This is a genomic window from Paenibacillus sp. FSL R5-0912, assembly GCF_000758605.1.
Lineage (GTDB): Bacteria > Bacillota > Bacilli > Paenibacillales > Paenibacillaceae > Paenibacillus_AQ.
The window spans coordinates 6609539-6623628 of sequence record NZ_CP009282.1 but is presented as its reverse complement, the minus strand read 5'-3'; the positions used below and the strand labels follow the sequence as shown (position 1 = coordinate 6623628).

10 protein-coding genes are annotated in these 14090 nt (G+C 52.7%); 5 read left to right on the top strand and 5 right to left on the bottom strand.

Translation table 11 applies throughout. The features are described 5' to 3' along the window. Positions 1-49 precede the first annotated feature (49 nt). The gene (locus R50912_RS27885) at positions 50-505 is read left to right on the top strand and encodes an OsmC family protein (protein ID WP_042239562.1); all 456 of its coding nucleotides are present in this window, start codon (positions 50-52) and stop codon (positions 503-505) included. A gap of 49 nt (positions 506-554) precedes the next feature. On the opposite strand, the gene R50912_RS27880 is transcribed toward R50912_RS27885, so the two are convergent. The 4 genes from R50912_RS27880 to R50912_RS27865 all read right to left on the bottom strand — a co-directional run bounded on the left by R50912_RS27880 (position 555) and on the right by R50912_RS27865 (position 6119). Then, entirely contained in the window at positions 555-1979 is a 1425-nt protein-coding gene (locus R50912_RS27880) for a sensor histidine kinase (RefSeq protein WP_339840941.1), read from the bottom strand. Positions 1980-1981: 2 nt separating this feature from the next. Further along, positions 1982-2668: a response regulator transcription factor gene (locus R50912_RS27875; RefSeq protein WP_042239558.1), complete on the bottom strand. Its 687-nt coding sequence runs from the start codon at positions 2666-2668 to the stop codon at positions 1982-1984. Positions 2669-2682: 14 nt separating this feature from the next. Next, positions 2683-4158: an FG-GAP repeat domain-containing protein gene (locus R50912_RS27870; RefSeq protein WP_042239556.1), complete on the bottom strand. Its 1476-nt coding sequence runs from the start codon at positions 4156-4158 to the stop codon at positions 2683-2685. 545 nt (positions 4159-4703) lie between these two features. Then, positions 4704-6119, bottom strand: coding sequence for a glycoside hydrolase family 1 protein (locus R50912_RS27865; protein ID WP_042239555.1), 1416 nt, complete (start codon positions 6117-6119; stop codon positions 4704-4706). 140 nt (positions 6120-6259) lie between these two features. On the opposite strand from R50912_RS27865, the gene R50912_RS27860 reads away from it, so the two are divergent. Beyond that, positions 6260-7231 carry a LacI family DNA-binding transcriptional regulator gene (locus R50912_RS27860; RefSeq protein ID WP_042239553.1) on the top strand — a complete coding sequence of 324 codons (972 nt, stop codon included), beginning with the start codon at positions 6260-6262 and terminating at the stop codon, positions 7229-7231. Positions 7232-8093: 862 nt separating this feature from the next. On the opposite strand, the gene R50912_RS33640 is transcribed toward R50912_RS27860, so the two are convergent. After that, on the bottom strand, positions 8094-8792 hold the full coding sequence (locus R50912_RS33640) for a DUF6710 family protein (protein WP_052416732.1): 699 nt from the start codon (positions 8790-8792) through the stop codon (positions 8094-8096). A gap of 198 nt (positions 8793-8990) precedes the next feature. On the opposite strand from R50912_RS33640, the gene R50912_RS27850 reads away from it, so the two are divergent. The 3 genes from R50912_RS27850 to R50912_RS27840 are packed head-to-tail and all read left to right on the top strand — an operon-like array spanning position 8991 to position 14090. Next, complete coding sequence (locus R50912_RS27850) at positions 8991-9671, top strand: response regulator transcription factor (RefSeq protein ID WP_042239551.1); 681 nt, start codon at positions 8991-8993, stop codon at positions 9669-9671. Next, a complete protein-coding gene (locus R50912_RS27845) occupies positions 9664-11037 on the top strand; it encodes a sensor histidine kinase (protein WP_042239550.1) in 1374 nt (457 codons plus the stop codon). Before R50912_RS27850 ends, R50912_RS27845 begins: the two co-directional genes overlap by 8 nt. 41 nt (positions 11038-11078) lie before the next feature. After that, positions 11079-14090, top strand: coding sequence for an efflux RND transporter permease subunit (locus R50912_RS27840; RefSeq protein WP_042239549.1), 3012 nt, complete (start codon positions 11079-11081; stop codon positions 14088-14090).

The window sequence follows — 14090 nt, the reverse complement described above, 5'->3', positions numbered from 1 at the left end:
AGGTAGACTGGATTCAGCAGCTACAATGAACAAGAGAGGATTGAGGGAGATGAAGCATCCTTTTCACCTGAAGGCAGTATGGAATGGCGGGCGTAACAGTGAGGGGCATATCGAAGCAGGCGGACTCCGGACGGTCATCTCGATTCCGCAGGAGATGGGCGGTCCGGGAACCGGAACGAATCCTGACGAAATGCTGCTGGGGGCAGCCTCGACCTGTTATTTGATTACGCTGGCGGCGATGCTCGAGCGTTCAGATATTGTACCACAGGAACTGACACTGGAGTCAGAGGCAACGGTAGATGTCACGAATAATGTATTTATGTACGAACGGATCGTGCACAAGCCGCGGTTGGTGCTCCAGGCAGATGCGACAGCGGCCCAGCTGAAGAAGGCAGAGCGGCTGGCACATATGGCAGAAGAGTCCTGTATGATCTCCAGAGCTGTAGCAGGGAATGTCTCGATTGAGACGCAGCCTGTAATTGAAATAGCCGGGGCAGGAAAATGATGCCCGAAAATCCTCCAACTGGCATTCCTGCGCACGGGGAGGTCTAAGCTCACAGATACACCGGCGGAGGAAGATGCTGCTCCAGCCGGTAAAGCGGCAGCTCCACGATCACGGAGGTACCTTTGGTGAATTCACTCTCGATCCGCAGCCGCCCGTCATGCAGCTCTATGATCTCCTTGCAGATGGCCAGGCCCAGGCCGCTTCCGGACTGGCGGGACCGTCCTTTGAAGAACTTGGTACCGAGCTGTGCCAGGTCTGCGGCCTCGATGCCTTCGCCGTTGTCGGCTACGGTGATGATGATGAGCTCCCCGTGTAACACTGCTGTAAGGCGGATGGCTCCCTGGGCAGGAGTGAATTTGAAGGCGTTGTCCAGCAAATTGACAAAAACCTGCTTCAGGCGGTTGAAATCACCGTCTACCGGCAGGGGTTGATCAGGAAGTTCGGGATAGAGGCGGATCTGTTTGGTCTGCCCCCGGTATCTGAACTGCAGCAGCAGATCCTCAAGCAGTCCCCTGAGATCATAAGGCTGGCGTACGATCTTGATCTCACCAGCCTGGAATTTGGAGAAGTCCAGCAGATCCTCGACCAGTCCGATGAGCCTGTCGGTCTCCCCGGTCATGACCTCAAGACCCTGCAGGGTCTCTTGTTTATCCGACAAATCACCCACCAGCAGCGTTTCGCCCCAGCCTTTGATCGAAGTAAGCGGAGTGCGTAGCTCATGAGTGACAGAGGAGATGAAATCATATTTGATCTTCTCGCTTTTGAGAATTTCCTCGGACATATAATTCAGTGTTACCGCGAGCGTACCAACCTCATCATCATATTGTTTGGCCGCCCGTACGGTGAAATTGCCGGTGGCCATATCCTTCGCAACCCCGGTCAGCTGCTGGATCGGACCCACGATTCTTTTGGCGATCAGCAGACTCATCACGAATCCGAATCCAATCACAAGCAGGCCGACTACGGCTGCATTCAGCACAATTCTCATAATAACGGCATATAAAGGCTCTGCAGAAACAGAGTAACGCAGCACACCAATCGTACTTCCGGACTCCTTGAGTGCAATCGAGACGGCTATAATCCGCTCACCCTGTAACGGCTTAAGACTCTGGAAGCTTCCTTTACCGCTGGTCAGCGCTGCTCTTACATCAGGGGTATTCACCTTCTCCTGACTTGAGAAGCCGAAGGAATTAATAATGACGTTCCCGGCCGGACTCAGCACTTCCACCTTACTGCTCTCTTCAGGAGAGAGATTCTCCAGAATATAACGTGCCCGTTCATTCAGGGTATAACCCTCCAGATACTTGTTGAAAAAAGTCGCTGAAGTAGCGGCCCGGGAATTCAACGTTTCCATCGCGCTGCCCAGATAATAATAGTGGACGGCAGCAATAAAAACTCCCTCCAGCAGCAGGACGATCAGGAGCAGCATAAGGGTAATATAGACGATAAGCCTGGACCTGATTCCCTTCAGCAAAGTTAGCCCCTCCATATATAGCCGAATCCCCACACCGTTTCGAGGAACTGCGGCCCGGAGGACTCCTGCCCGATTTTTTGGCGGATTCGGCTGATATTCACATCTACAATCTTTAGATCCCCCATGAAATATTGCCCCCACACGGCTGTCAGAATATCGTCCCGGTTCATCGCCTTGTTCGGCTGCTCCATCAGCAGCTTGACGATCATGAATTCGGTCGGGGTCAGCGGGATATCCTGCCCGTTCTTCAGTAACTTCCGTTCATCGAGCAGAAGGGTAAAAGGCGGAAGCTCCAGGTTGTTCTCCTGCGGCAGAGCTTCTCCCGGATACATCCGGCGGTACAGGGAGCGCACCCGGGCGACCAGCTCAACCGGACTGAACGGCTTGACCACGTAGTCGTCTGCGCCGGCTTCAAGGCCCATGACCTTGTCTACTTCCTGGCTTTTGGCTGTGAGCATAATGATTCCGAGGCGGGGGAACTGTCCCCGGAGGCGGGTGCATACCTCGAAGCCGCTCATGCCGGGAAGCATCAGATCCAGAATGGCGATGTCAAAATCCTTCCGTTCCCCTGCGCTTCGCAGAGCCTCTTCACCGGTAGAAGCCTCAGCGACTTCGAAGCCTGCACGTTTCAGATTCACACACAGAAGATCCCGGATTGGCTTCTCATCTTCCAGTATCAGCACTTTCATGAACAGCCTCCTTATTATTGCCGGGGCTTCTGCGGTGTGCCGGCCAGCTGCACTGCTTCCTCAAGGGTCAGCTTCAGCTGATTATACTCCTGAAGGGAAGCGCCCTGCAGCTTGGCTGCTGCACCGGCAGCGGGCATGACCGCAACGAACACCGTTGGCGCCGTATCATCATTGGTATTGTGCAGCTCATACAGCAGCTTATATTCTCTATTCTCTGACTTCAGCTTAGTCTCTGCTGCAGCCCAATCCTTCTTAGCCAGCAGTCTAAGCTCGAGAAGCGGAGCCTGCTGGGTAGATTCGGCATTCTTGTAGCTGAAGCGGATATTCTCCCATGGCGCCGGTGACTCTCCCGGTGTCTCCAGAAGGGTACGGCCAGCCCAGCTCTTAGGAATATGGAAGTTGAAGCCCCAGCGGTCAAACTGTTCTTCCACGAACTTCAGGCCGGTTCCGCCATCCCATTGATAGTACTTGGTGATGAACGGAGTGGCCAGCGGGGCGTAACTCTCGGTGCCCGCAGGCGGTACGAGAAAGCCGATCTCGACAATCCCGTCACCGTTAATATCTGTGCTGTCCAGAGGGTAATCCTTGATGGCCATGTTATTGCTGCCGAGCATTCCGTCAGGCGCCGGTGCCAGCGGCTTGAGTACAAGATCCTTGCTCCCGGCCAGCGCAGTACGCTGATAATCATCTGATGCCAGTATATCAGTAAATTTGCTATTTTCCCAAGTCAGCAGCGAAGTGTAAGAGGAGTGCGCACCCACTGCGGCATCGATGAATAAGGCACTGCGGGTAGGAGATGCCTTGGCGAACTGGGCGCCTATCACGTTCCCGTCAAGCTTCTGATCGGATAAGGTCTGCAGCGTACCGCCCTGGAGCCGGAGCAGCTGAAGGTGCGTCTCGGGTTGTGCATCTGTGATATAGGTTCCCTGGAGTACAGCAATGTCGGTTTGCCCTTCCCCGGTCAGATCCCCAACCACTACCTGATCATAGGGCTGCTTGAGAATCTCGGATAATTTGCCGCTGTTCAGACTGTGGACAGATAACTCTTTACTTAGTCCTTCCCCGCCGCTATAACCAAGCAGCAGATCCTCCGCTCCATCTGCGGTAACATCGGTGAACGCCACGTAATCCAGCTCACTGCCTACCCCGGTCAGAGTGGCGAGTTTACTCCACTTCCCGTCCTTGTGCGAGAGCAGGAGGGTATTGATTTCATAATCGGTCTGGTCTGTCTTATAGAAGGCCAGCAGCTCATCCTGTCCGTCCTTGTCGAGATCCTGCAATTGAATGGCGCTGCCGGATTCGGAATGGACAGGCACTGTTAAATGCGAATTGGCGGGAAGATATAATTTCACGATCCCGGTTAATGTGCCATCGGCATTGCCCTGTGCCGGGGCCTGAAGCAGATCGCTTGGCGTCTTCAGGGTGCCGCAGCCGGAGGTGATTATACTTAAGAATAGAAGGCCGCTCAGGCCGGGTATGAATTTGTTCATCCAGTTACTCTCCTTATGATTCATCTGTGGCTAGTATATCCCAACCTTTCTGGCAATTAGTTGCAAAATGGTAAAGGAGCTATCTGAATATCTATAGGCGTTGAAGCTAAGGTGCTAACGGGAAGCTGCGGCGTCTCTGCGGTGAACATTTGGACTTCCGGCCGCTGTTGTTTCCTGATTTCTTGATCTAGACTGCAGTTTGCAGTTGAAATCGGGAAACAAAGGCGGACGCTATCGCTCCTACAGTTCCAAATTTCCCCTCCGGTCCTTCCGCTTCTGGTTATAACCTTTGTTCCTCTGAAATATATACTTTCAGCTTAGCTCCGGAGGGGAGGGACAGGAAGGGACAGCGGGACGCGTCTCAGTTGCGTGCCCTATGAAGCGGACTGTGTGGACCACTATCATGTTCATATGAACCCGAAAGAAGGCCGGAGGCGATTATGCTCAACAATGAGAATGGACTAACCTTATGGAAATTACCATGAAGTAGCCTATTCCAACCAAAAAGACAGCCGGAATGGCTGCCTTTTTTGGGGAGAAAGAGCTTAACGCAGCAAACTCTCTCCATTGGACGCAATAACGTCCTTATACCAGTGGAAGGATTTTTTGCGGTAGCGCTCAAGTGTGCCGGTATTGTCGTCGTGGCGGTCAACATAAATGAAGCCGTAACGTTTGCTGAGCTGTGCGGTTGAAGCGCTGACCAGGTCAATACAGCCCCATGAGGTGTAGCCCATGACATCTACGCCGTCCTCGATTGCTTCACCCACCTGCACCAGGTGGTCATTCAAATACCCAATCCGGTAGTCGTCATTGACGGTCGGCACACCGTCTTCGCCGGTGATCAGCTCGTCCTTGGCGCCGAGACCATTTTCTACAATAAACAATGGCTTCTGGTAACGGTCATGGAACATGTTCAGTACATAACGCAGACCTTGCGGGTCAATCTGCCAGCCCCATTCGGAAGCCTTCAGGTAGGGATTGGCTGCACCGCTGAACAGGTTAGCTTCGTTCTGATTGCGCTTATTGTTGTCTCCCGTTTCACAGATGCTCACATAATAGCTGAAGGAGATGAAGTCTACCGTGTGCTTCAGAATCTCGGCATCGCCAGGCTGCATATGGATTTCAATACCGTTCTCTCTGAAGTAACGCTTCATATAGCCCGGATATACGCCTCTCGCATGAACATCTCCGAAGAAATAGTTCATATGCTCCGACTTCATCGCTGCGATTACATCATCCGGGTTCGGAGTGAGCGGATAAGTCGGCATACTAAGGATCATACAGCCGATCTGGGCCTGCGGGTTAATCTCGTGACTGAGCTTCACGGCCAGCGCACTGGCTACTAGCTCGTGATGGATTGCCTGATACAGATCCTGCTTGCTGAGCTGCTCCTTCGGCGTGTAAATACCACCGCTCATGAACGGTTCATGCAGAATGGAGTTGATCTCGTTAAAGGTCAGCCAATATTTCACTTTGTTCTTGTAGCGGGTGAATACCGTTCTCGCATACCTTTCGTAGAAGCCGACTAAATCGCGGTTAACCCAGCCGTTATAGTGCTTGGACAAATGCAGCGGAGTTTCATAGTGGGAGAGGGTAACGAGCGGCTCGATGCCGTATTTATGCAATTCGTCGAACAGATCATCATAGAACTGCAGGCCTTGCTCATTAGGCTCCAGCTCATCACCGTTCGGGAAAATCCGCGACCAGGCAATGGAGGTACGGAAGACTTTGAAGCCCATTTCGGCAAAAAGCTTCACATCCTCTTTGTACCGGTGGTAAAAGTCGATCCCGACCAGCTTCATATTATCCTCAGTCGGAACTTCAGTAATCGGACCTTTGATCCCTTGCGGAGCGACGTCCTGGGTCGACCAGCCTTTGCCGTCCTCATTATATGCGCCTTCAAGCTGGTTGGCAGCTACAGCGCCGCCCCACAGAAAGCCTTCAGGAAACTTAATACTCATGCAATATCCCGCCTTTTTATAGTTATGGATTCAGATATGGTAAGCTAATAATATGTCCTATAATGGAATGCTAAATGTTGAAACGCGTTACATGTCAAGTGTTTTTTTGGGAGATAACAATTTATATAAGGAGAAGCCTCATGTCGAATCTTGATCAAATTGCCAAGCTGTCGGGATTCTCCAAAGCCACCGTGTCGCGTGTGCTGAATCATTCCCCCCATGTGAGCCTGGCGACGCGGGATACCATCATGAAGATCATGGATGAGCAGGATTACGTGCCGAACGGCAATGCTATTTCCTTATCCAAAGGGCAGACGGAGCAGATCGGTATGGTTACGGAAGGGATCAACGAAGTGATGCTGCCGTTTCTGAACAGCTTCGTTGAGACCGCCAGCCAGTATGGCTACCAGACGATCATTTATACTTCCGGAGGTGATCCGGCCAAAGAGCTGCAGGCCTTCGAGGATATGCGGCGGAAAAGAGTTGATGCGCTGGTCATCAGCACCTGTGTCAACGATCTGGAGCTCCTCAGCTCCTATGGCAAGTACGGGCCGATGGTGTCCTGGCAGCGGATGGAGCGGCCGGAAATTCAGAGCGTCGCCATGAACCAATATGACGGATATATGCTGGGGCTGGAGCATGTGATTAAGCAGGGATATACGCGGATCGCCAATGCTTTTGGCAGGCCGACCAGCATGAATACCTCCGGGCGGATGCAGGCGTATCAAGACATTGCCCGCAAATACGCGCTGCCGGTTAATCCCGACTGGTCGCCTACCGGCATCTATTCTATCCGCCAGGGGGAACAGCTGGTCCGCGAGCTGCTGCTGAATCCGGGCGAGCGACCGAATGTCATTCTGTGCGCCAATGATCTGGTAGCGGCAGGTGTGCTGAACGAGGCCCGGAGGATGGGTGTGAAGGTGCCGGAGGAGCTGGCGGTTGTCGGATTCGATAATACCGAGCTGGCTCATACGCTGGGGATTACCTCGATCTATAATCCGATTGCCGCACAGGCGCAGAATGCCTTTCAGCTGATATTCGGCAGGCTCAAAGGCACGGAAGCGGAGCAGCAGCAGCTGGAGTTTCAGCTGGTGAAGCGGGCTACTACGTAAGGGGAAGCGGCTGCGGTCCTGGCCGGCGGCGCTGGGCCGGGAGATGTAGGGGCGGCGCAGAACGAAGTGACAAGGGGCAAGTGACAATTGATAAAGTGACAAAGTGACAAAGTAACTTTATTCCTGCATCAAATACAACATTTCCCGCGTCATATCGACTATAATCGAAAATTGTTGTATGAAATGCAGCAATCCCCGTCTATTAAACGGATTAGCGGGAAAATTCCTGTATTTCATACAACAATCCGCCTGTGCACCCGGGTTTCACTGGCTCGAAGCTGTAGTTTATACAACATTTTGTCTCTGCGGGGTGGACAGTAAGAGCAAGAGCGAGAGTAAGAGTAAGGAGTAAGTAGTAAGTAGTAAGTAGTAAAGTTGAGCTCTGAAGCAGCCATGGATCAAATGCGGCTGCTTTTTTGCGTCTAAGCCGTGCGCGGATGAAGGGTTGGGTAGGTAGGAGGATAAGAGGAGGAGTGGGAAGTTGCGGACTCCAGTGCGCTTATCCTCCGGATTCGGCACATTGCTTCGGGCCAGCGGACTCAGGAGTCCGCGAGCCGAGCGAAAAGGCCCTTTTACGGGAAATAAGCGCTTCTGAGTCCGCAACGGCGCGTCCGGCGGGTACCGCACCTGAGTGGCTTCGAGAATTATCAGTGACTAGTTGCGCTGCAGCACCCGGTCCAGCTATCTATGCCCGCAATCGTTCCTTGTGTTCCCGCAAGAGGGTAGTCTCAAAAGTGTGCGGCAAATAAGGAGCAGAAGTGCTCTTGAATCCACCGGAAGCGGGGCGTCCCGTACAAACAAAGGGCCGTGACAAGCAGCCAATCCTGGCGCTTAACACAGCCCTTGTAACTTGCCGCAGGCCTCAGAAAATAATCTTCTGCGCCGCCATAATCCGGCCGATTTCAAAGATAGCGGCACACTCTGCGAAGTGAACCTCGGAGATCACGGAATGATCATGCGTTCTGTAGTAATACTTGCCGTCGGTATACACATGATCATAGATTGGACTGATGTCATATACCGAAGTGGGGTAGAGCTCCCCTTCGCCCTTGATGATTCCCGCAGCCACCGAATGATGTCCGGAGCCTTCTACGAAGCAGATGCCCATCGGAAGCCACAGTGTGACTTCATGGCCTATATCTTGTCTCCAGCTGCCGTTCAGGGTGCCTTCCCCTATGCGGATCAGACTGTCGCGTAATTTCCGGGGAATCCAGGGGGAGGGGAAGACGAGGTCACGCGCCAGGTTAATGATCCTGCTGCTGTTGTCGATCTGCCTCATCAGGAAGTGGAAGCTCTGTCTGTCCTCTGTAACCTCTGCCCACTCATCAAAGAACAGGTTGTCCGAGAAAATCCGCTCCATCTGGTCGATCTCACCGTAGAGCGCGGGCATCAGCATCAGCTGGCTCTGAATCCGTCTGCCTATGAGCCTTATGAAGTCCACAATCGGATGAGTCTCCGGCTGGAAGTAGCCGTAATTGATATCGTAATAAAAACCGAGATTCTCATTGATTAAATCATTGGCAAATGCCATGAGATTATCGAATTCTTGTTTCGTGTTCATGCAAAAGCTGCTCCTTCAGTCGTATGATATTTGCTTATCATATTATGCACTATACCCATATGTCTGTGATGAATACAGCAGGGAATGACTGGATTGTTCAAATATAATATCTTAGGTGCATTCTACAACGGGAATCCACTATAATATTGTGAATGATTAGCTTCTGGAGGCAGAGGCAGAGGCGGAGAGGGGCAGCGGATGATTTCAATTCTGGTTGTTGACGATGATGCCCATATCAGGGAACTGATTGAGCTGTATTTATCGATGGAGGGTTACAAAGTAGTTCAGGCAGCAGACGGCAACGAAGCCTCCGGCCTTATGGAGAGGCATTCCTTCCAGCTTGCCATTATCGATATTATGATGCCCGGTAAAGACGGCTGGGAGCTGTGCAGGGAAATCCGTGAGCGTTACGATATGCCGGTGCTGATGGTGACGGCCAAGGGGGAAAGCGAGGACCGGGTGAAAGGATTTCAGCTGGGCACGGATGATTACGTAGTAAAGCCGTTTGATCTTAGAGAGCTGATCCTGCGGGTCAAGGTCATTCTGCGCAGATCCAAGGTCAACGAGACAGGTCTGGCCTCTGTTGGCGGCGTAAAACTGGATATACGGACTATGGAAGCAGTCTGGAACGGTGTAAACGTCACGCTGCCGCTTAAGGAATTTCAACTGTTGTTCAAGCTGGTCAGCAGCCCGGGCCAAGTCTTTTCCAGAGAGCAGCTGATCAGTGATATATGGGGGCTTGAATTTGATGGCAGCGACCGGACGATTGATACACATGTGAAGAAGCTCCGCAAAAAATTCGCAGGCGACCCGCCGCCGTTCGAAATTGCTTCGATCCGCGGCCTGGGCTACAGGCTGACAGGAGCCGCCGATGATTAAGACGCTATACGTCCGCGTAATCGTAACCTTTATCATTGTGGTGGCTGTGAGCCTGTCTGTGGCCTTTGTGGTCAGCTATAACGTGAATGAAGACCGGATATTTCATGAGCTGGAGGATGATCTGATCCAGTCCGGCAAATCCATGATTGAGCTGTATAAGTCCAACCGGACTGGTGACTGGAATGAACTGCTGCCGCAAATCTATACGATGCGCTCACAGGGTGTGCTTTTTGGGAGCGACGGGTCGGAGAGATTCCTGGGTATAGCCAAGGCGGAGAGCTTTGCCAGCCCGGAAGATGTGGAGAAGGTGCTGAACGGGGGCGTTCACCGGTTTGATTTCTCCAAACGGGGTATCCAGAGTACACGGACCATTGGGCTGCCTTTTGAAATGAACGGCCATAGATATGCCCTGTTTCTGAAACCCCTGTACAAAGGGGCGCTGCTGCGGCTTAAGAATTCACTTATTCTGGCGTTGGCCCTGGCGCTGTTCATCGGCAGCATGCTGTATGTAATTGCCATTCACTGGCTGGTGAAGCCTATTAAAAGGCTTACGGTAATGACTACACGCATTGCGGAGGGTCATTTCGAGGAGCGGGTGCCGGACAAGCGGCAGGACGAGATCGGGGAGCTGGCCCGGAGCTTCAACAGGATGAGCGCTGAGCTCAGCCAGGTGGAGCAGCTGCGCAAGGAGTTTGTCTCCAATGTATCCCATGAAATTCAGTCTCCGCTGACTTCAATCAAAGGCTTCGCGGCGGCCATCCGCGATAACCGGCTGCCTGAAGAGCAGAACCGCCGTTATTTGAATATTATTGAAGAGGAGAGCGGCAGGCTGGCCCAGTTAAGCAGCAAGCTGCTGCATCTGTCTGCACTAGAGAGTATGCAGAGTCCGCTGAATGTCCGGGAGTACGAGCTGGACCAGCAGATACGCAAGGTATTCCTTTCTTTGCAGCCCCAGTGGCTGGGCAAATCCCTGGAGATTAATCTGTCTGACCTGCAGCCCGTACGAATTGCTGGTGATGAGCATCAGCTGGAGCAGGTCTGGCATAATCTCCTGTCCAACAGCGTGAAATATACGCCGTCCGGCGGGGAGATATCCGTCAGCGCAGAGGAAGCGGCGGGACAAGTAACCGTAGTCTTCCGCGATAACGGACAGGGGATCAGTGAGGAGGATCTGCCCCGCATCTTTGACCGGTTCTACATGGGGGACAAGTCCAGAGACCGATCAGTGAAGAGCAGCGGGCTGGGATTGTCAATTGTACGCAAGATCGTGGAGCTGCATGGAGGCACCATTGCTGTTCAGAGCCGCTCAGGTGAAGGAACGATTGTGACAGTTATGCTGCAGCAGGACATTCTCAGGACACAATAGCATTCTAAGATAGATTTCAAACCGAAAGGAGAGAAATCTTCATGAATAGCTTGTGGCGATTTATATTGAGAAACCGTTCTTCTGTAATTATGCTCACTCTGGCATTGGTCGTATCCGGTGTGTTGTCGGCCTTTGGCATACAGCAGGAGAAATATCCGAATGTGGAGATGCCAGCCCTTGTGATACAGGTCAAGCATCTTAATCATTCAGCAGAAGAAATAGAACGTGATATTACTATGCCTGTTGAGAGTACAATAGGAAATTTGCAGCCCTATGATGCCTTAACCAGCCAAACGTCTGCGGGCGGTGTCATTATTCAGGCTTCCTATGAATTTGGAACCGATATGAATAAGCTGGAGCAGGAGGTGGAAAGCGCCGTAGCGAAGCTGGGACTTCCTGAAGGTGCATCAGTGGCATACAAGCGGATATCCACTGATGCCAGACCGGTGTACCAGGTAGCACTGGCTTCTGCCGATGCTGCCGGACTGCAGCAGCAGATTACTGCTTCCCTTCTGCCGGAGCTTGGCCGGGTGGATGGGGTCAGTTCGGTGGATGCCAGCGGCTTGTCGGAACGGCAGCTTGTCATCAGCGTTGATGAAGCCAAGGCTGCCGCCAGCGGAATCATACTGTCCGATATCAGCACAGGATTGAAGCAGTCGGAATATATCCTGCCGCTGGGCACTCTTGCCGAGCAGAACGGCAAAGCTGTGGTGAATCTGGAGGGCCGGGTGGCGGATCTTGCTGCGCTGCAGAATACGCCGCTTCCCTCAAAAACTACACCGGGTCTGCGCCTGCGGGATATTGCCACAATTACCGAAACGGAGCTGGCGGCCAATATTGCCCGTTATAACGGGCAGCCTGCCGTACTGCTGGATGTATACAAAACCCAGGACAGCAATACAGCTGAAGTGGTGGATCAGGTGAAGGAGCAGCTGGAGGCGTTCCATAGCACAGTCTCCTTCGAATCCAATACGATCGTCGATCAGGGAGCGGATGTGACGGAATCGGTCCAATCCCTTCTGCATGAAGGCGCATTTGGTGCCCTGTTTACCATCGTGGTCATTCTCCTGTTCCTCCGCAATATCAGAGCGACGCTGATTGCGGTAATTTCCTTACCGCTGTCCATTATGGGGACAATTATCGTGCTGGACAGTATGGGCTATTCGCTTAATATTATGACGATGGGCGGTATGGCTGTGGCTGTCGGCCGTATTGTCGATGACAGCATAGTGGTCATAGAGAATATCTTCCGCTGGCTGCGCAAGGAACCGGACAAGAGCCGGACGGAGATTCTGGTGCATGCCGTCAAAGAGGTGGCCGGCGCGGTTACAGCCTCCACTGTAGCAACCGTTGTAGTATTTGTGCCGCTGGCTTTTGTGAAGGGTATTGTCGGGGAATTCTTCCGTCCCTTCTCTCTGGCTGTCGTTGTGTCCATTCTGCTGTCACTCCTGATTGCCTTCGTATTGATTCCTGTCCTGGCAGCGCTCCTGTTCAAGAAGCTGCCGGAGCACAGCGAATCCACCCGCCTCAGCAAAGGATATACCCGGCTCCTGCAGCAGGCGGTAGCTCACAAGGCAATGGTACTACTGGTAGCCTTGGCAATGCTCGCCGGTTCTGTCTTTTTTGCGTCGTCGATAAGCAAATCCTTTTTACCCTCTGAAGCTTCACAGGCACTTAAGATCCGGCTGGATCTCCCGGTGACTGCATCCCTGGAGCAGACTGATGCTATGGCCCGGATAGTGGAGGAGCAGTTAACGAAGATGGAGCAGGTGGAATACGTCCAGGCCTTCGTAGGCTCATCAGGAAATGTTCAAAGGCTGCAGCAAAATAAAACAGGAGATTATACCGCTGAATTACAAGTAGGACTTAGCAGTGAAAGTGAAATGCAGAGTATCCGTGAAGAACTGGAGCAGAGCCTTCCGGCACTGGTGCAAACCGGGTATCCCGCAGCCAGTGTAACCATAGATGAGCTTGTGAAGGATGGACCGCCTTCGGGCAGCAATGTGGAGGTGATTCTGTCCGGAGAGAGTATGACCGATCTGCTTGCTGCCTCGGCGCAGGCTTACGATATGATGGAGCAGAAGTCTGATTTGAAGAATCAGTCGACCTCGGCAGCGCAGCTTCAGAACGAGTATACATTGACACTTAAGGATACCGCCCGGCAAAAAGGTGTAAGTCCCGGGCTAATCTATCAGCAGGTCAAAGACCGGCTGCAGCCGGTATCCATAGGCATATTGAATCTGGAGGATCAGCATTATCAGACCACTCTTCGTTACAATCAGGATGTCGCGGGTGCTGAAGCGCTGATGGGTATAAAGGTTGCTACCGCGTCCGGTCCGGCGTTGCTGGGAGATCTTGCGGAGGCTGAGGTGATAGAGGTTCCTGCTACCATTCAGCATCAGAATGGTAAACTGGCTGTGAAGCTGACAGCCATGAGCAGCGGTGAGGAAATCGGAACTGTGACCAAGGAACTGAAAGGAGATATGGCAGCCCTGTCCCTGCCGGACGGCGTAAGCTGGGAAGTTGGAGGCGGCCAGAAGCTGATGCAGGACGGCTTCAAGGACCTGGGAACGGCAATGCTTCTTGCGGTTGTACTGGTATTTATAGTTCTGTTCATTACGTTCGGCGGATGTATCACTCCGGTGGTCATCCTGTCTTCGCTGCTGTTTGTTCCATTTGGCTCACTTGGTGCGCTGTATCTGGCCGGAGAATCTCTGTCCATGAGCGGAATGATCGGCATGCTCATGCTCATCGGGATTGTGGTTACCAATGCCGTAGTCATGCTGGAGAGAATTGAGACCAACCGCCGTTCAGGCATGGCGATTACTGAAGCTGTGATGGAAGCCTGCGTAGTTCGCGTTCGTCCGATCGTAATGACGGCACTGGCCACGGTGTGTGCCCTTATTCCGCTGGCCCTGTCCCAGTCAGGCTCAGGCGTAATCTCCAAAGGTCTGGCTATATCTGTGATCGGCGGGCTCAGTACCTCGACGCTGCTGACTCTGGTGTTCATTCCGGTAGTCTACAGTCTGCTAGGAAAGTGGCGGAGGTTGTAG

What these genes read in the sequence shown, in the direction of transcription:
- R50912_RS27885 (WP_042239562.1), top strand. Translation starts at nt 50, where the DNA reads ATGAAGCATCCTTTTCACCTGAAGGCAGTATGGAATGGCGGGCGTAAC.
- R50912_RS27875 (WP_042239558.1), bottom strand. Translation starts at nt 2,668, where the DNA reads ATGAAAGTGCTGATACTGGAAGATGAGAAGCCAATCCGGGATCTTCTG.
- R50912_RS27870 (WP_042239556.1), bottom strand. Translation starts at nt 4,158, where the DNA reads ATGAACAAATTCATACCCGGCCTGAGCGGCCTTCTATTCTTAAGTATA.
- R50912_RS27865 (WP_042239555.1), bottom strand. Translation starts at nt 6,119, where the DNA reads ATGAGTATTAAGTTTCCTGAAGGCTTTCTGTGGGGCGGCGCTGTAGCT.
- R50912_RS27860 (WP_042239553.1), top strand. Translation starts at nt 6,260, where the DNA reads ATGTCGAATCTTGATCAAATTGCCAAGCTGTCGGGATTCTCCAAAGCC.
- R50912_RS33640 (WP_052416732.1), bottom strand. Translation starts at nt 8,792, where the DNA reads ATGAACACGAAACAAGAATTCGATAATCTCATGGCATTTGCCAATGAT.
- R50912_RS27850 (WP_042239551.1), top strand. Translation starts at nt 8,991, where the DNA reads ATGATTTCAATTCTGGTTGTTGACGATGATGCCCATATCAGGGAACTG.
- R50912_RS27845 (WP_042239550.1), top strand. Translation starts at nt 9,664, where the DNA reads ATGATTAAGACGCTATACGTCCGCGTAATCGTAACCTTTATCATTGTG.
- R50912_RS27840 (WP_042239549.1), top strand. Translation starts at nt 11,079, where the DNA reads ATGAATAGCTTGTGGCGATTTATATTGAGAAACCGTTCTTCTGTAATT.